The sequence below is a fragment of the Enterobacter cloacae complex sp. P14RS genome (assembly GCF_014895895.1).
GTDB classification, from domain to species: Bacteria; Pseudomonadota; Gammaproteobacteria; order Enterobacterales; family Enterobacteriaceae; genus Enterobacter; species Enterobacter bugandensis.
In genome coordinates, this window is sequence record NZ_JADBQM010000026.1 from 54,509 (window position 1) to 71,326 (window position 16,818).

The following is a 16,818-nucleotide window of genomic DNA, read 5'->3' on the forward strand; positions in this document are numbered from 1 at the left end:
TGTTCTCCCTTTTTCACCATGACAAGGTCACGGTGAGCTGATCGGAATAGGTGCCTGCCGGGCTAAATCCGGTCAGCAGCGCTACGCCAAAAAGTGGTAGTGCAATATTGTTGCTGTTGGTGTAGGTCACCGGGATGGCCTGGTTGACCCCAATCTCACTGTTCGCCGCCAGTGAACTGCTGCTGTAAAGCCGGTAGCCCACCACGTCGGTGCCGCCTGAACGCGTCATGCGGCGCACCGAGGCGTAGTTTTGCCCGCCGTTGATGCTCATGCTCAGCGCCACGCCCGGCGTGCAGGCGATGGACAGCGCCCCGTTGGGCACAAAGCTGGTGCTTACCGGGGCACTCTCCACGCCGGTATGGGTTCCAAAATCCAGCGTCCCGAAGATCCCGCCGGTCCCCGTCGTGACAGAACATCCCGGCACGACGGTCGCGCTCACCTTAAACGACTGCGACGTCACCGCGCCGGCCCCGGAAACCAGGGTCAGCCCCAGCGCCAGCGCAAAAAAAGGCTGCACGATCCCCTCTGCGCAAGCGCGCAGACTTAAAAAGGAGGCCTTCATGGCTGGAGCTAGTAGGTGACGCTGACGTTGATCGTGTCGGTATAAGTGCCCGGCACCACCGTGACGCTGTTACCGCCGCCGGTGATGCGCCCGTAAAGGGTGTAGCTGTTGACCCCGCCCGCCGTCGACGCGACCGGCAGCGCCGCGTTGTTGGCGATGACGTTGTTAAATCCGCTGTCGCTGTACAGACTGTAAGCCACGCCCTGCGCCGCATTGGCGGTATTGATCAGATAGCGCGCAGGCGTGCCCGGCGTGCCGACCACGGTACCGGGTGCGGTGGAGTTCGTGTTGCCGGTGATCGCCACCGTATAGCTGGCGGTGGTGCACTGAATGGTGAACGTATTCCCGCCGCTGGCGCCGGTGAGCTGGGTGGTCAGCGTGGAAAACGTGGCGGGATGGGTACCAAAATCGAGTGTCCCGAAGTTAATACCGTTTTGCGTGGGCGATCCGTTAATCAGACACCCGTTTGTGAGGGTCAGCGTCGCACCGATGGTGCCGCTGCTGGTCACGGCCAGCGCAGGATGTACCGTTGTCGCCGCCAGTAACGCGCCAGCGCAGATTAAAAGGCGTTTTCTTTTCATTTTCCACCCTCCGGAAGTCAAACGCGTTCCCTTGCCACATTTTATTTATGCTGTTCAAGATGTTAGCCCCGCTTAAGGTTCCTCTGAGAGGGGTTAATGAGAATTTAGTTTACGGATATCGCTTCCACCACCCGCCCCAAAACGCATAATCCTTGTGTCCTATTGACTTAATATTCTTATAAATAACAATGAATTAAAATTATTTTGGCCGCATTTTTATTTTTTCAGAAGAGAATATATCCCTTATAGTGTGATCACCATCACAATATATCGTTATGCCACCAACAACAAAATCAATAAAACTTAAAAACTTGTTGTAACCCCCTACGCTTTGCGTCAATTTATGTGCCGAATATTTTCCCGTGCAGTAATTAAAAATTTATATGTATCGGCGCGGGCGACATCTGATAGCGCATAGAGGGTCTTTTTTCGTGGCAAGTGCAAACAAACTTACACTCTTCATCGTGATATTCATGCTGGCGGGTATTCTTTCAGGGGCGGCAATTCACGAGTACGCATCTGCGGATGCCATCAAAGCCTGGTCGGATAATATTACCCTTCTGACCGATATTTTCCTCCGTCTGATCAAAATGGTTATTGCGCCGCTGGTCTTCAGCACGCTGACCGTAGGCATTATGAAGCTGGGAGAAACCTCCACCATAGGCCGGGTGGGCGGCAAAGCGATGGTATGGTTCATAAGTTCATCCGTGCTTTCTATTCTGGTCGGACTGTTTATCGTTACGCTGGAGCGTCCGGGAAGCGGCCTGAACCTGACTATTCCAACCGAGGCGGTGGATACCGGTCTGGCCGTGGGCGGGATGACGCTGAAAGCGTTCCTGTCTCACACCATTCCCACCAGCATCGCGGGGGCGATGTCGAACAATGAGATCCTGCAGATTGTGGTGTTCTCGATGTTCTTCGGCATCGGCGGCGCGTCGCTGGGGCAGAAATTCAACGCGCCGCTGGTGGCCGCACTGGATGTGGTTTCCCATATCATGCTGAAGGTAACGGGTTATGTGATGTATGTTGCGCCGCTGGCCATCTTCGCGGCGATCTCCTCCGTCATTGCCACGCAGGGTCTGGGCATCCTGTTGAACTACGCCTCCTTTATTGGCGGCTACTACGTTGCCATTCTTCTCACCTGCATGGTGCTGCTGGCCGTGGGTTACATGGTGCTGAAAAAAGAGGTGTTCCGCCTGGTCAGCATGCTGAAAGATCCGGTGCTGGTCGCGTTCACCACCAGCAGCTCTGAAGCGGCCTACCCTAAAACGCTGGAGCAGCTGGAGCACTTTGGCTGCTCGCGCAACATCGCCTCTTTCGTTCTGCCGATTGGCTACTCCTTCAACCTGGTGGGGTCGATGGTGTACTGCTCGTTTGCCTCGATGTTTATTGCGCAGGCGTACAACATCCATCTGAGCTTCTCTGAAGTGACGGTTCTGATGCTGACCCTGATGCTTGCGTCAAAAGGCATTGCGGGCGTGCCGCGCTCCTCGCTGGTGGTGCTGGCCGCGACGATCCCAAGCTTTAACATTCCGGTCGCCGGTATTCTGCTGCTGATGGGGATCGACCACTTCCTGGATATGGGGCGTTCCGCGATTAACGTGCTGGGGAACGGGATTGCGACGGCGATGCTCTCGCAGAATGAAGGTGCGCGGGAAGCTGAAGCTGAGCTGGTAAAGCAGGAAGCATAATGGCATGAAAAAGCCGGGTGGCGTCAGCGTCACCCGGCTTTGTTTTACGCTACGTGATTCGCCGCGATATCCAGCAGCGCCATCTCTTCGCTGTTCAGCAGCTTTTCGATGTTCACCAGAATCAGCATACGCTCGCCGAGCGCCCCCAGGCCGGTCAGGTATTCGGTCGACAGCGTGACCGCAAACTCCGGCGCAGGACGAATCTGGTCAGAGGTCAGGGAAAGCACGTCAGATACGCCATCCACCACGATACCCACCACGCGCTGTCCCAGGTTCAGGACGATCACGACGGTATTGTCGTTGTAGTCAACGTCACCCTGGCTGAACTTCACGCGCAAATCCACGATTGGCACAATCACGCCGCGCAGGTTGGTGACACCTTTAATAAACGCTGGCGTGTTAGCGATGCGGGTAACCTGGTCGTAACCACGAATTTCCTGCACTTTCAGGATATCGATGCCGTACTCCTCATCGCCCAAAGTGAATACCAGGAACTCCTGCCCTGATGGCTCGCCCGCCAGTTTCGTTACATTACTCATACCGGTCATGTTATTACCTTCTACTTAATCAGGCGGCTGTGTACGCCACACGTTGTTCACGATTTAATCCCTGAAGCGCCGACACGTCGACGATCAGCGCTACGCTACCATCCCCCAGAATGGTGGCAGCAGAAATACCCGGCACCTTGCGGTAGTTGCTTTCGAGGTTCTTCACCACCACCTGGTGCTGACCAATCAGCTGATCGACCAGCAGCGCGTAGCGACGGCCCGCGCTTTGCAGGATCACCACGATACCCTGCGTGGCCTCGGTCTTCGCCCCGTCCACTTCAAACACTTTCCACAGCTCGACCAGCGGCAGGTACTCACCGCGCACTTCGAGGACGCGCTCGCCGCCCGCCAGCGGATGCAGATCTTCTTCACGCGGCTGGAGGGATTCCATCACCGCGTTCAGCGGCAGAATGAAGACTTCGTCCGCGACTTTGACCGACATGCCGTCGAGGATCGCCAGCGTCAGCGGGAGCAGGATGCGGATGGTGGTGCCGGAGCCCTGTTTAGACTGGATCTCAACGTGGCCGCCCATCTCCTGAATGTTACGTTTCACCACGTCCATGCCGACGCCGCGTCCGGAAACGTCCGTCACCTGCTCGGCGGTCGAGAAGCCCGGCGCGAAGATCAGCATGCCCACTTCTTCGTCGGTCATGTTTTCATTCACCGCCATGCCCTGTGAAATGGCTTTCGCCAGGATGCGCTCGCGGTTAAGGCCCGCGCCGTCGTCGGTCACTTCGATGCAGATGTTCCCGCCCTGATGTTCCGCAGAGAGGATCAGATTCCCTACCGGGGATTTCCCGGCGGCAATGCGGTTTTCAGGCAGTTCAATACCGTGGTCGAGGCTGTTACGCACCAGGTGCGTTAACGGGTCGATGATGCGCTCGATCAGGCTCTTATCCAGCTCCGTTGAGCTGCCCATCAGGGTCAGTTCAATCTGCTTATTTAGCTTGCTGGCAAGGTCGCGCACCAGGCGCGGGAAGCGGCTGAAGACATATTCCATCGGCATCATGCGGATGGACATGACCGATTCCTGCAGGTCGCGGGCATTACGCTGAAGCTGGCCCATGCTGGTGATCAGATCGCCGTGCGTGACCGGGTCGAGTTCGTTAGAACGCTGCGCCAGCATGGACTGGGTGATCACCAGTTCGCCAACCAGGTTAATCAGCTGGTCAACCTTCTCAACGGCGACACGGATGCTGGTGGACTCACTGGAGCGCGCGGCCGGTTTTTCACCACGGCCAGGCACCGCGGCCTCTTTTGGCACCGCCTTCAGCACCGGGGCCGCTGGGGCCACAGCCGGTGCGGCGGCCTGGGCAACGGCAGCAACCTCTTCTTCTGCAGCCGGAGCTGCTACCGCGGCGGCTTCCGTTTCGAAGGCGATCTGGTCGGCTTCAATGACAAAGCACAGCACCGCCACGATATCGTCCTGACTGATACCGTCATCGAGGGTCGCTGCGAGGCTGTCTTTGCCTTTCACTACGTTACTTAATTTCGCCAGGTTACCCAGCTCTTCTTCCAGCAGGTTAACTTCGCTCTCTTTCAGGCGTGACAGCACAACGCGCAGCTTGCCCGCTTGCGCAGCGGCTGGCGCGGCCTCTTCAGCAGCAACCGCATCGACAACGCTCAGCTTTGCCGCAGGGACAACGGCTGCAGCGACCTCACCTTTTGCTTCCAGGGCGAGCTGGCGCAGCGCATTGCAGATGTATTCAAAGCTGGCGGCATCAGGCTCTGCCGAACTTTTATAGGCGTCGAGCTGTTCCTGCATAATATCTTTGGTTTCCAAAAACAGGTTGATAATGTCGGTATTGAGCTGCATCTCACCGCGTCGTGCTTCATCAAGCAGGTTTTCCATTAAATGGGTCGTTTCCTGCAGGATGGTAAATCCAAACGTTCCGGCTCCGCCTTTAATAGAATGCGCCGCGCGGAAGATGGCATTGAGCTGCTCGGAGTCCGGTGCTTCGGGCACCAGATCGAGCAAATGTTGCTCCATATCCGCCAACAGTTCGTCGGCTTCATCAAAGAATGTCTGGTAAAAATCGCTAATATCCATGCTCACGCTATCACCTCGGATTGGCTGGTGGCGATGTTGGAACGGCAGCCGCAGGGACGGCCCCAGGCTGTTTTAAATCGTCCAGTGACTCATTCTGACTTTCGGCGTTTTCGTGCAGGATGGCCTGCTCCGCCTGCTGGTTCAGCACTAAAAGACTGATACGACGGTTGATGGCGTCATCCGGCCCGCGGTCGGAGACCCGCATGGTTGCTGCCATGCCGACCACGCGCAGTACCTTGCCATCATCAAGCCCACCTGCCACCAGCTCGCGACGCGAGGCGTTGGCACGATCGGCAGAAAGCTCCCAGTTGCTGTATCCCTTCTCTCCACTGGCGTACGGGAAGTCATCCGTGTGGCCCGAAAGGCTGATGCGGTTAGGAATGCCGTTCAGCACCGGCGCAATGGCGCGTAAAATATCGCGCATGTACGGCTCAACTTCCGCACTCCCGGTTTTAAACATCGGGCGGTTCTGGCTGTCGATAATCTGAATACGCAGCCCTTCCTGGACCAGATCGATTTTCAGGTGCGGCCGCAGCGCGCGCAGTTTAGGATCCGCTTCAATCAGCTGGTCGAGATCGCCACGCAGTTTTTTCAGACGCGCCTGCTCCATCTTGCGTTTCAGCTCGTCGATGTTCGGCTCTTTTTTCACCTCACCCTTCTGCTGGGTGTAATCATCGCCGCCGCCGGGGATCGGGCTTTCGCTGTTAGAGATACGCGGCCCACCGGTCACCGCCGTCGCCAGCGGGGTACGGAAATATTCGGCAATCTGGATAAGCTCCTTCGGGCTGGAGATGGAGATCAGCCACATCACCAGAAAGAACGCCATCATTGCGGTCATAAAGTCGGCGTACGCGATTTTCCAGGAGCCGTGGGAACCGTGCCCGCCGCCCTTGTGCTTGCGTTTTTTAACGATGACGATCGGATGGGACTGGTTTTTCATGCGTCCTCAGTTGTCGTCTGTTGGTTTGGGTTTTTCACCGCGCGCACGTGTTCTTCAAGCTCGATAAACGACGGACGCTCGCTGGAGTAAAGCGTTTTACGGCCAAATTCAACCGCGATCGGTGGCGCGTAACCGTTGAGGTTAGAGAGCAGCGTGATCTTCACGCACTGCATCATTTTGGTGGTTTCCGCGCTTTTCTGGCGCAGCACGCTTGCCAGCGGAGAGATAAAACCATAAGCCAGCAAAATACCGAGGAAGGTGCCCACCATCGCATGGGCAATCAGCGCGCCCAGTTCAGCCGCCGGACGGTCCGCCGAGGCCAGGGCGTGTACCACCCCCATGACCGCCGCCACGATACCAAACGCCGGAAGGGAGTCGCCCACCAGCGCCAGGCTGTTGGCCGGCACTTCAGATTCGCTTTCGTGGGTTTCGATCTCTTCGTCCATCAGCGCTTCGATTTCGAAGGTATTCATATTGCCGCTGATGATGAGACGCAGGTAATCGACGATGAAATCCAGCATCATGGCGTCCGCCAGAATGCGCGGATAGCTGGCAAAAATTTCGCTCTCTTTCGGGTTTTCAATATCCCGTTCAAGCGAGAACATCCCCTGCTGACGCGACTTCGCCATCAGGCGATAGAGCAGCGCCAGCAGATCCATATACATGCTTTTGGTGTATTTCGAGCGACGGAACAGCAATGGAATTGCCTTCAACGTGCCCTTGATCGATTTACCGTTGTTGCCAACGATAAAAGCCCCTACCCCTGCGCCGCCGATGATAATAAGTTCAGCCGGTTGATAGAGTGCTCCAAGGTGCCCGCCGGTCATCATGTAACCGCCGAAAACTGTACCGAGAACTACCAGGTAACCTAATAAGATAAGCACGACATCATCCTTCCGCTAGTGACTATGGCAAGGACGTCCAGCTCGCAGCGTTTACCGTTTGCGGGGTAAAAAAAAGCAGCGGTAATGACTTACCGCTGCTGGAATCTTGCCCACACGTTCGGGTTAAACAGCTTGTTCGATCTGTTCATCCAGCAGTTGTGGAATAATATCGGCAGCATCCCGGGAAAGTTTACGTCTTTTTACTGCGCGGGACGGCGGCTGACATAAACTACAGGCGAAGCTGCCTGCAGGCTGATGAGCATGGGTAATAAAATTGCCGTCGCAGCAATTGCAGCGCGACAGTTCAAGCATTCCGCTCTCAACAAAACGCACCAGCGTCCATGCGCGGGTCAGCGCCAGCAGAGGGCCTTCTTCCTGCTGTGGGCATTGTTCAAGGTAAAGTTTGTACGCTTTGATCACGGCGTCTACGCCGCTACACAAACCGGTTTTGAGAAGATACTGCCAGGCATTACAGAACATGGAAGCGTGGATGTTCTGCTCCCAGGTCATAAACCAGTCCGTAGAAAACGGCAGCATGCCTTTCGGCGGGGGACTACCGCGTAACTCTTTATACAGTTTGATGAGGCGACCACGGCTCAACTGAGTCTCGCTTTCCAGCATTTGTAAACGAGCACCCAGCGTAATCAGCTCCATGGCCAGCTGTATGTCACGCGCTTCCTGAACAATGCTTTTTTCGCTCATTGCTAGGCCCTTTTCTTACGGGCTGCGTCATCAGGTTGACTGATGTCGCTAAGCAAGCGAGTGGAGAGCAGGATACCGGTATGGATCTGTTGCAGATCGTCCACGCGGGATTCCTGCGTCAGACGCGTTATCGTCTGCGGATTATCAAAACGGAACTGGCACACCAGTTGATTCGTTTCCGCCAGTTTTACCATCTGCGGGAGGGTTAATCCACCCAGCATGGTTGCCATTTCTTCGTTAATACCCAGACGAAACATCGCGGACGCTTTGTCCTGACTAATTAAACGCTGCGCGAGCAGTAAATATGACAAATTGATGTCATAAATATGTTTTAGCAACTCGGATGTATGCATTGTTCCCATCCCGAATAACCAACTATTATTTTTATGCGGAAAGACCGCACCCCGTGATGTCGCCGGGAAATCACCCGGTATAAAAAAGAAAAGGCTAAATGCATAGTTGAATCTAGGTTTGTATTCATCCAAACGCGTAAGGAATGCAACGCGGTTACATCTCTTACAGGTTTTATCATTTCTTACAAATAACTAAGATTTTTCCTAATTCGACGCAAACTCTACTCGCCAGATTTGACACATACAATGCAGCCACCCTCAAATTTAAAAAAAATGTGATCCACGTCACACAATTTAAGTGAATGTTACCCATAAATCCATCAGTATGACTTCTAATTTGCTCATTTTTTAAGCAATCAGCACTGTTTTGTATTCTTAATCGACGAATACTCATGCATACGCGTGAGAATAAGTGGCACGCAATGTGCTTTTACCCGTGCGTGCGGTATCAGCAATCGTTTACATCGCGTATGCGTCAGGGACACATTTTGATTACTTTGATAAAACATACAGTTATGCATTTCTGGCAAAAAAATTGTTTCATTGCGTGATCATTCGAAATGCGTTTATAACTTGTTAGAACGATTTAATAGTGAAAGCGAGGATTTGTGTGACTTACGTTAAGTTGTTAATTTTTTTCATTTAGGCGCATTTATCAGTTATTCTTCTTATAAGAATAATTAATGAATAATTATGATAAGCTTCACACTAATGTCGTATTCAAGTCTTGCGAAACCAGGAAATTCGCGGTAATGGTGATGAAACGCTGTCTGTTAGGCATCTAAGGAGTGCGCCATGAGTTACTCCCATCTTCTTGTTTCTGTTGCCGTTTCCCCCGAAAGCCACCAGCTTGTCGCCCGGGCCGTATCCATCGCCCGGCCGCATAATGCGCGCATCAGCCTCATTACCCTCGCGGCCGAGCCCGAGATGTACAATCAACTGGCGGCCCCGATGCTGGAAGATATTCGTGAGGTTTTGCAGGAGGAAACGCAGCAGTTTCTGCGAGAGCTTGTCGAAAAAGCAGAGTACCCCATTGATGAAACCGTTATTGCGACGGGGGAACTGAATGCCCATATTCTTGATATGTGCCGCAAGCAGAATATTGATTTAGTGATTTGCGGGAACCATAACCACAGCTTTATATCGAGGGCTACCTGCGCGGCAAAATCTATTATCGCCTCAAGCCAGGTTGACGTGCTGTTAGTGCCGCTTGGGGGGGCTTAACCCCCCCAGAGGAATATCAGGCGAGTTTAGGGAAGGTCGCGATCTTTTTTTGCAGATCGCCTTCGTGACTTTGCGGGGCTATTTCGCGTAGATCCTGAATAAAACGCGCCTGCCAGTGATTTATATCGTTATTCCGGATCGTCTCCATCATTTCGGCATGGCGGGAAATTCGCTCCGTCAGCGGCATGGTCAGCGCGCGGTTGAGGGCATTTGCCACATCATCCCGATCGTAAGGGTTAACGAGCAGCGCTGAGGTCAGTTCGTTCGCTGCCCCTGCAAACTGGGAAAGTACCAGCACGCCCGGATCCGCCGGGTCCTGAGCCGCCACGTACTCTTTTGCCACCAGGTTCATCCCGTCGCGCAGCGGCGTAACCAGGCCAACGTCGGCGTAGCGGAAGACCTTCATCAGGATCTTACGGTCAAAATGCTGATTCAGATAAAAGAGCGGCGTCCAGCCCAGCTGGCCGTAGCGCCCGTTGATGCGCCCCGCTTCGGTCTCCAGCTGATGACGAATATCCTGATAGGCCTGCACTTCCCCGCGCGACGTTGGCGCGATCTGGGTATAGCGGATTTTACCGTGGTGCTGAGGGTATTTATCCAGCAGCGTTTCATACGCCAGGAAGCGTTCCGGCAACCCTTTGGAATAATCCAGACGCTCTACCGAGAAGATATTCTTCACATGCTTGAGTTCATTCTTAAGCTGGGCCAGCTTCGGCGGCAGCGGGCCCGAGGCCTGTTCCGCAATTTCGTCGGGTTCAATACCAATCGGATAGACCTCGGTGTGGAAGGTTTTGCCCCACGCCGTATGGGTTTTGCCGCCGTTAGTTACCAGGCGCGTTTTGCCTGACACGGAGTCTAGGAACGCGAGACGGTCATTTTCGGTCTGGAAGCCCAGCAGGTCATAATCACACAGCGCCTCCAGCAGTTCTTCATGCGGCGGCAGCGCGGTGAAAATTTCCGGCGTCGGGAACGGAATGTGCAGGAAGAAGCCAATTCGGTTATTGACTCCCCTTTTACGCAGCTCTCTGGCGAAGGGGAGCAGATGATAATCGTGGATCCATAAAATATCGTCTTCCTCAATTAAAGGCAGCAGTTTATCCGCCAGCAGCGCATTCACCCGCGAGTAGCCCTCGAAGGATTCACGCTGGAATTTCACCAGGTCAAGACGATAGTGAAACGCAGGCCACAGGACCGCGTTGGAGAACTGCGAGTAATACTCGTCATAGTCTTTCTCTTTGAGCGCAAATGATGCCCACGTAATGTTCCCGCGCGTTACCTTTTTAAGCGGTTTCTCTTGTTCATTGATTTCACCGCTCCAGCCAAACCACAGCCCGCCAGCAGCTTTTAAGGCACCTAATACCCCTACCGCCAGGCCACCTGCACTGGCTTTTTTATCATCAGGCGGTGCAATTCGGTTAGAGACGACGACTAAGCGACCCATAATGGTTTCCCCCTTTGTTTTGCGCTATTTGTTGTTGTTGCTGGTTAGCGATATCAGAAATCCACTGCCAGACGGCCTCGACATTCGCCAGACGCCACTCTGCGACAGTGTCACCAGGCCCTACCTTGACGGCGATCCCTCCGGCCTGTTTCACCACGCGAAAACCGGCCTCATCGGTCAGGTCATCGCCAAAAAATACCGGTGTACGTCCCTTAAATGGCGGTTCCGCCATAAACGCCGCAATAGCGGCTCCCTTATTGATGCCCTCAGGTTTTATCTCAACGACGCACTTCCCCGGCTGCAGCGCGAGCTGCGGATGTGCATCGGCCACGCTGCGGGCAATCGCAAAGATCGCCGCTTCGTGATGCGGAGCCTGCCGATAGTGCAAGGCGAACGCCATGCCTTTCGCTTCCAGTTCCGTGCCCGGGAGCGACGCCAGCGCCGAGGAGAGTTCAGTATGTAACGCCTGAATTAAGGTATCGGGGAGTGATACAACATGCAGTTGATCATGGATATCGCGGCGCTCCGCTCCGTGTACACCGGCCAGCGGAAAGTGGTAAGGACTGGCGAGCACGTCCAGCTCGGCCATTGAGCGCCCTGAAATCAATGCCAATGCGCCCTCGTTCAATCGAGAGAGCTGCTGCAAATTCTCTAGCACCGTATCCGGTACGACCACGTCGTCAGGATGCGGCTGGATCCCGGCGAGCGTCCCGTCGAGGTCAAAAAAGAAAGCATATTTTCCGGGCAGTACAGGCGGTGCGGTTAACAAGTCAGCCACCCTAATCCTCCTTACGGTTTACGAGAGGTAAACGCCTTTACCTCTTTCATAGCCATGTAAGTATAGACAGTGTGATGGGCCTCGCCATTTGACAACCGCCCCGCCAGCAAAACTGGCGAGGCGGTTCAGGGGTCAACTATGGTTATTAGTTGAGCAATAAAAAGTCAGCGCTGGGGTTACACGGTACGCTTCGCTTTTTGCTTGTAACGGTCGAAAATCACGGCTGCCAGCAGGATCAGGCCGCGCACGACGTACTGAGAGAACGGCGAAATATTCAACAGGTTCATGGCGTTTTCCACCGTGCCCAAAATCAGGATACCGGCCACCACATATGAGATTTTTCCGATGCCTCCCTTGAGGGAAACGCCCCCTAAAACGCACGCCGAGATGACGATCAGCTCATAACCGATAGACGTCATTGGCTGGCCGCTGGTCATACGCGACGCCAGAATAATCCCCGCCGCGGCGGAGACCAGCCCGGAGAGCACGAAGATAATAATCTTGGTGCGTACAACCGGCACCCCTGCCAGACGGGCCGCTTCTTCATTGCCGCCGATCGCCAGCGTGTTACGACCAAAGGTGGTGCGGTTCAGCAGGAAGCCGAACAGGATCAGGCAGGCCACGGTGAGCCAGATAGGCGCAGGCAGGCCCAGCCAGTTGGCGTAGCCCAGCGTAAAGAAGCGCTCGTCTTCAATCCCTACCGCTTTACCGTCGGAGATGATATAGGCCAGACCGCGGACTATCTGCATCGTTGCAAGCGTGGTAATCAGGGCATTAATCTTCAGGCGTGCGATAACAAAACCGTTCACCAGACCGCTGATCACGCCAAGCAACAGACCGGCAAAAACGCCAATCCACAGGCTTTCCGTCATGTTGATCACCACCGCCGTGGTGACGCCCGCGCAGGCGATAACCGAGGCCACCGACAGGTCGAAATCACCGGAGGCCAGACAGAAGAGCATGCCGCAGGCCACCATGCCGGACATGGAAATCGCCAGTCCCAGCCCTTTCATATTAATGAAGGTGGCAAAATTAGGGACGAAGATTGCACAGGCGATGAAGAGTGCGGCAAAGACCACCAGCATGCCGTACTGATCCCAGATGCGTCCAAAACTAAAAGCCGACTTCGGCGCTCCGGATGTAGTAACAGAGGACATCATTAACTCCTTACTCAGGCGACAGCCTGGCTGACTTTAGGCATGGCGAGGTTCAACGCCTGTTGTTCATTCGCCTGTTCATGAAGTAATTCACCGGCGATTTCGCCTTCGCGCATCACTACAATGCGGTCAGCAACGCCAAGCACCTCAGGCAGATCGCTGGAGGCGAACAGCACCGCCACGCCGCGTTTTGCCAGTTCATATATCACGTTGTAAATCTCGTGTTTTGCGCCCACATCGATACCGCGCGTCGGCTCGTCCAGCAAAATGACCTTCATATCCTCCGACAGCCAGCGGCCTAAAATGGCCTTCTGCTGGTTTCCTCCTGACAGATTCATAATCAGCTGTTCCGGTCCCGGCGTTTTGATATTCAGCGAGCGAATATGATGGTCGGCGTTGCTCGACTCCCAGCCGTCGTTAATCAGGCAACCCGCGCGGATAAATTTACGCCGGGCGGAAATGTTGATGTTGTCGCGCACCGAATGCACCGGAATGATCCCCTCCGCCTTGCGGTCTTCCGGGCAGAGCATCATCCCGGCCCTGATTGCGTGGGCGGGTTTCTGGATATCCACCTGCTCGCCGTCAATGGAGACCTGCCCTGCGGTAATGCGTGTACCGCCGAACAGCCCTTTCATCAGCTCGCTGCGCCCCGCCCCTACAAGGCCAAACAGACCGACGATCTCACCGCTGCGTACGGATAACGAAACCGGCGTCCGCACGCCCGGCGCTTTGACGTTGTCCAGACGCAGGCGCTCGGGGCCGTACTCGCGCGGTTTCCAGTGATAGATATCGCCCAGATCGCGCCCGACCATCGCCTGAACAAGCTGGTCATGGTTAACCTGCTGCATATCGGTAAAGGTGCGCACATAGCGCCCATCCTTAAATACGGTGATGGCATCGCTCAGGGCAAATATCTCCTCCATGCGGTGCGAGACGTACAAAATGGTGCGGCCTTCCTGGCGCAGCTCGCGGATCACGCGGAACAGGTTTTCGATTTCACGCGCGGAGAGCGAACTGGTGGGTTCATCAAAGGCAATAACCCTGGCGTTACGCGCCAGCGCCTTGGCAATTTCAACCATCTGCCACTGGCCGATGGAGAGGTATTTCAGCGGGGTCTGGGGATCGACGTCCAGACCAAGATGCTTAAGCTGCAGCCCCGCTTCATAATTAAGTAGCGAACGATTTACCACGCCGCTTTTGTGCGGAAGCTGGCCTAAATAGATGTTTTCGGCCACGGTCATCTCAGGGATGAGGTGCAGTTCCTGATAGATAATGGCGACGCCGGCGTTGAGCGCCGCCGTGGTATCGGCAAAGGCCACCTCTTCACCGCGAATGGCCAGCGTGCCGGTTGTTGGCGCGTAGTTGCCGCTGAGGATTTTTAGCAGCGTGGATTTCCCCGCTCCGTTTTCCCCCATCAGGGCATGAACCTGGCCGGCATAGCAGTCGAAGCTGATATCGGTCAGCGCGTTAACACCGGGAAACGTTTTCCCGATGCCGCGAAAAGAGAGATACGGATTAGACTGTTGCATAACGACTCCGTGATTCCTGTAGTGTGTACGTCTGGCCCCTTACGGCGAGTAAGGGGCACAATCACAGCGTATTACTTACCGCCCAGTCCCTTTTTCGCCAGTTCCTCTTTGAAGTTGTCGCGGGTAATCAGCACCACGTCGGTCACTTCGGTAAATTTCGGCGGTTCAGCCCCTTTGGTGACCCAGTTGTAGAGCATTTCGCTGGATTTGTAGCCGTGAACGTCCGGGCTTGGCAGCAGAGAGCCGTAGAAGCCGGTGGCCTGCGCTTTGGAAAGCTCGCTCACCGCATCCACGCCGTTGATGCCGATCCCGATAACGTCAGGCGCCTTGAAGCCCTGACCTTCCGTCGCGCGCACGCCGCCCAGCACGGTGTTGTCGTTCATGCCGACCACCAGCCAGTGCTTCACTTCCGGGTGCTGGACCAGCATAGAGTTCGCCGCGTCAAAGGCGCCCGGGATGTCGTTAGATTTGGTTGGCACTTTATAGATCTGTTTTTCAGGGAAGCCGGCCGCTTTCAGCGCGTCCATTGATCCGGTCGTACGACGACGCGCCGTGTCCAGCTCGTCTGCGGTGATGGCCATGACGGCGGTCTCTTTCACATCCCAGCCGCGTTTCTGCATCTCTTTATAAAGCTCCTGCCCCTGACGTTCACCGATTTTGGTCGCCGCCATCATGACCAGCGGAACGCTGTCCATCGGTTTGCCTTTGGCGTTAACGAACTGATCGTCAACCGCAATAACCTTCATGTCGTAACCGCGGGCTTTCGCCGCAATTGCCGATCCGAGTTTTGGATCCGGCGTGCAGATAACAAAGCCTTTCGCGCCGCTGGCCGCCAGGCTGTCGATGGCGTTCAGGGTTTTTTCACCGTCCGGCACGGCGATTTTAATCACTTCAAAACCTAAATCTTTTCCGGCTTTATCAGCGAATTTCCATTCGGTCTGGAACCAGGGTTCTTCCGGCTGTTTTACCAAAAAACCGAGTTTTAAATTCTCAGCGATAGCGGATTGTGACATAACGGCAGCCAGACCGATGGCTGCCAGCGCTTTAGTAAATTTGTGCATGGTAAACTCCAGCTTTAGCATTCTTTTCTGTAGGGAAGATTTGCGTGCTTCTTATTTAATCGGACTTAAAACAAGGCATTAGCGCTTACCTCGTCATAAGCGTTATTGCTGGTGATAGTTTTAGCGGGAAATTAATCATCCATAAGAGAGCCCCATCACACCGCAGAATTACAGTAATTGCGTACATAAATTCAGCGAAAAATGACATAAAAAAGGCAGGAATTGTCTGACAAATGAAAGCAGGATAAGCAGAATTATCCATAAGATTAGCTAAGAAATCCCTGATGCCTTACGGCGGATGTCGCTGCGGCTCTCCCCTGACGGGGATCCATGCTTTTCATCAAAAAAACGAAAGCATCATGAAAAGGCGTTATTCCGTTAAAATTGACTTAGCGCAAATTCAGCAACGCATCATATATTTGAAATGAATAATCTGTATTTATTTTTCTTACAGAGCATTATTCCGGCTAAATGTTCACGAAAGTAAATCAGTATCCCCCTAAAGACACTTAGCCTTTAATATCAACAGCTTAATAAAATTTCATTTGGTGGCTATATATTTGTATTTTTGTACTATATTAAACTTTGTAATGTATGGTAAACACAGCCTAATTAAGAGTTTTCTTAATCCTGAGACAAAGGTATGCTTATTTATATCGAACACAGGAAGTGAATTTTCGATCGATTTTAGTCACTGCAAAAATTGCAATTCTGTTTTTCTTCCTATTTGCCTGGCTGTCAGGTTAAGCAGCGGACATCACGTCCCACAGTCTATAAGGATATGAGTATGGCTACCCAAACGATGATGCAAAAACTTAACGCGCAGATGAACCTTGAGTTCTACGCCTCGAACCTGCACCTTCACCTAAGTGCATGGTGTTCTGAAAAAAGTCTCACGGGCTCTGCCACGTTCTTTCGTTCACAGGCACAAAGCAACGTCACCCATATGATGCGCGTCTTTAACTTCCTGAAGGCCGCGGGGGCTAACCCGGTTGTTAAAGCCCTTGATGGGATCAACGAAAATTACTCTTCTCTGGAAGAACTGTTCCAGAAAACGCTGGAAGAGCATGAGCAGCGCTGTACGACGCTCAACAAGCTGGCCGATGAAGCCAGAGCACAGCATGACATCATCACTCTTAAATTTTTACGCGATATGGATAAAGAACAGCAGCAGGACGGTATGCTGCTGAAAACGCTGGCGGATGAGATCCACAATGCGCGCCAGGCCGGTTTACGCCCGGAGCAAGCCGACCGCCACCTGCTCGATCTTGTGACGGTGCAGCACCACTAAGCGTTTAACCTGCCTTAGCCCTGGTT

General features: G+C 54.0%; 16 protein-coding genes. 3 read left to right on the forward strand and 13 right to left on the reverse strand.

Translation table 11 applies throughout. From position 1 onward, the window contains the following. Positions 1 to 13 precede the first annotated feature (13 nt). Both IM295_RS20725 and IM295_RS20730 read right to left on the reverse strand, forming a co-directional pair. Positions 14 to 562: a spore coat U domain-containing protein gene (locus IM295_RS20725; protein WP_028013649.1), complete on the reverse strand. Its 549-nt coding sequence runs from the start codon at positions 560 to 562 to the stop codon at positions 14 to 16. Positions 563 to 570: 8 nt separating this feature from the next. Beyond that, positions 571 to 1,143: a spore coat protein U domain-containing protein gene (locus IM295_RS20730; RefSeq protein WP_028013650.1), complete on the reverse strand. Its 573-nt coding sequence runs from the start codon at positions 1,141 to 1,143 to the stop codon at positions 571 to 573. A gap of 431 nt (positions 1,144 to 1,574) precedes the next feature. Here IM295_RS20730 and IM295_RS20735 point away from each other — a divergent pair, with 431 nt between their 5' ends. Continuing rightward, positions 1,575 to 2,834 (forward strand): dicarboxylate/amino acid:cation symporter, encoded by a 1,260-nt coding sequence (locus IM295_RS20735; RefSeq protein WP_126327016.1) that lies wholly within the window; start codon positions 1,575 to 1,577, stop codon positions 2,832 to 2,834. A gap of 44 nt (positions 2,835 to 2,878) precedes the next feature. Here the strand turns inward: IM295_RS20735 and cheW are convergent, their stop codons facing one another. The 6 genes from cheW to flhD form a co-directional block, all read right to left on the reverse strand. After that, positions 2,879 to 3,382 carry a chemotaxis protein CheW gene (cheW, locus tag IM295_RS20740; protein WP_014884351.1) on the reverse strand — a complete coding sequence of 168 codons (504 nt, stop codon included), beginning with the start codon at positions 3,380 to 3,382 and terminating at the stop codon, positions 2,879 to 2,881. Positions 3,383 to 3,401: 19 nt separating this feature from the next. Continuing rightward, entirely contained in the window at positions 3,402 to 5,438 is a 2,037-nt protein-coding gene (gene cheA, locus IM295_RS20745) for a chemotaxis protein CheA (protein ID WP_193067275.1), read from the reverse strand. Between the two features lie 4 nt (positions 5,439 to 5,442). After that, positions 5,443 to 6,372, reverse strand: coding sequence for a flagellar motor protein MotB (gene motB / locus IM295_RS20750; RefSeq protein WP_028013653.1), 930 nt, complete (start codon positions 6,370 to 6,372; stop codon positions 5,443 to 5,445). Then, complete coding sequence (gene motA, locus IM295_RS20755) at positions 6,369 to 7,256, reverse strand: flagellar motor stator protein MotA (protein ID WP_008500417.1); 888 nt, start codon at positions 7,254 to 7,256, stop codon at positions 6,369 to 6,371. The genes motB and motA overlap by 4 nt, the downstream gene beginning before the upstream one ends. A gap of 123 nt (positions 7,257 to 7,379) precedes the next feature. Continuing rightward, positions 7,380 to 7,958, reverse strand: a complete 579-nt coding sequence (flhC, locus tag IM295_RS20760; protein WP_013096051.1) for a flagellar transcriptional regulator FlhC — start codon at positions 7,956 to 7,958, stop codon at positions 7,380 to 7,382. A 2-nt stretch (positions 7,959 to 7,960) separates the two neighbouring features. Next, positions 7,961 to 8,311 carry a flagellar transcriptional regulator FlhD gene (gene flhD, locus IM295_RS20765; RefSeq protein ID WP_028013654.1) on the reverse strand — a complete coding sequence of 117 codons (351 nt, stop codon included), beginning with the start codon at positions 8,309 to 8,311 and terminating at the stop codon, positions 7,961 to 7,963. A 795-nt stretch (positions 8,312 to 9,106) separates the two neighbouring features. On the opposite strand from flhD, the gene uspC reads away from it, so the two are divergent. Further along, positions 9,107 to 9,535 (forward strand): universal stress protein UspC, encoded by a 429-nt coding sequence (gene uspC, locus IM295_RS20770; protein WP_047362802.1) that lies wholly within the window; start codon positions 9,107 to 9,109, stop codon positions 9,533 to 9,535. A 16-nt stretch (positions 9,536 to 9,551) separates the two neighbouring features. Here uspC and otsA read toward each other — a convergent pair whose 3' ends face one another. From otsA to araF, 5 genes are all read right to left on the reverse strand, one after another. Next, the gene (gene otsA, locus IM295_RS20775) at positions 9,552 to 10,976 is read right to left on the reverse strand and encodes an alpha,alpha-trehalose-phosphate synthase (RefSeq protein ID WP_028013656.1); all 1,425 of its coding nucleotides are present in this window, start codon (positions 10,974 to 10,976) and stop codon (positions 9,552 to 9,554) included. Next, positions 10,951 to 11,754: a trehalose-phosphatase gene (gene otsB, locus IM295_RS20780; RefSeq protein WP_028013657.1), complete on the reverse strand. Its 804-nt coding sequence runs from the start codon at positions 11,752 to 11,754 to the stop codon at positions 10,951 to 10,953. The genes otsA and otsB overlap by 26 nt, the downstream gene beginning before the upstream one ends. A 176-nt stretch (positions 11,755 to 11,930) precedes the next feature. Then, positions 11,931 to 12,911: an arabinose ABC transporter permease AraH gene (gene araH, locus IM295_RS20785; protein ID WP_032644894.1), complete on the reverse strand. Its 981-nt coding sequence runs from the start codon at positions 12,909 to 12,911 to the stop codon at positions 11,931 to 11,933. Positions 12,912 to 12,925: 14 nt separating this feature from the next. Then, the gene (gene araG, locus IM295_RS20790; protein WP_028013659.1) at positions 12,926 to 14,440 is read right to left on the reverse strand and encodes an L-arabinose ABC transporter ATP-binding protein AraG; all 1,515 of its coding nucleotides are present in this window, start codon (positions 14,438 to 14,440) and stop codon (positions 12,926 to 12,928) included. A 71-nt stretch (positions 14,441 to 14,511) separates the two neighbouring features. Beyond that, positions 14,512 to 15,501, reverse strand: coding sequence for an arabinose ABC transporter substrate-binding protein AraF (araF, locus tag IM295_RS20795; RefSeq protein WP_008500409.1), 990 nt, complete (start codon positions 15,499 to 15,501; stop codon positions 14,512 to 14,514). A 787-nt stretch (positions 15,502 to 16,288) separates the two neighbouring features. On the opposite strand from araF, the gene IM295_RS20800 reads away from it, so the two are divergent. Then, the gene (locus IM295_RS20800; protein WP_028013660.1) at positions 16,289 to 16,792 is read left to right on the forward strand and encodes a non-heme ferritin-like protein; all 504 of its coding nucleotides are present in this window, start codon (positions 16,289 to 16,291) and stop codon (positions 16,790 to 16,792) included. Positions 16,793 to 16,818: the final 26 nt, after the last annotated feature.

Bases quoted from the DNA above. Each gene is read 5' to 3' on its own strand.
- IM295_RS20725 (WP_028013649.1), bottom strand. From the start codon at position 562: ATGAAGGCCTCCTTTTTAAGTCTGCGCGCTTGCGCAGAGGGGATCGTG.
- IM295_RS20730 (WP_028013650.1), bottom strand. From the start codon at position 1,143: ATGAAAAGAAAACGCCTTTTAATCTGCGCTGGCGCGTTACTGGCGGCG.
- cheW (WP_014884351.1), bottom strand. From the start codon at position 3,382: ATGACCGGTATGAGTAATGTAACGAAACTGGCGGGCGAGCCATCAGGG.
- motB (WP_028013653.1), bottom strand. From the start codon at position 6,372: ATGAAAAACCAGTCCCATCCGATCGTCATCGTTAAAAAACGCAAGCAC.
- flhC (WP_013096051.1), bottom strand. From the start codon at position 7,958: ATGAGCGAAAAAAGCATTGTTCAGGAAGCGCGTGACATACAGCTGGCC.
- flhD (WP_028013654.1), bottom strand. From the start codon at position 8,311: ATGCATACATCCGAGTTGCTAAAACATATTTATGACATCAATTTGTCA.
- uspC (WP_047362802.1), top strand. From the start codon at position 9,107: ATGAGTTACTCCCATCTTCTTGTTTCTGTTGCCGTTTCCCCCGAAAGC.
- otsA (WP_028013656.1), bottom strand. From the start codon at position 10,976: ATGGGTCGCTTAGTCGTCGTCTCTAACCGAATTGCACCGCCTGATGAT.
- araH (WP_032644894.1), bottom strand. From the start codon at position 12,911: ATGTCCTCTGTTACTACATCCGGAGCGCCGAAGTCGGCTTTTAGTTTT.
- araG (WP_028013659.1), bottom strand. From the start codon at position 14,440: ATGCAACAGTCTAATCCGTATCTCTCTTTTCGCGGCATCGGGAAAACG.
- araF (WP_008500409.1), bottom strand. From the start codon at position 15,501: ATGCACAAATTTACTAAAGCGCTGGCAGCCATCGGTCTGGCTGCCGTT.
- IM295_RS20800 (WP_028013660.1), top strand. From the start codon at position 16,289: ATGGCTACCCAAACGATGATGCAAAAACTTAACGCGCAGATGAACCTT.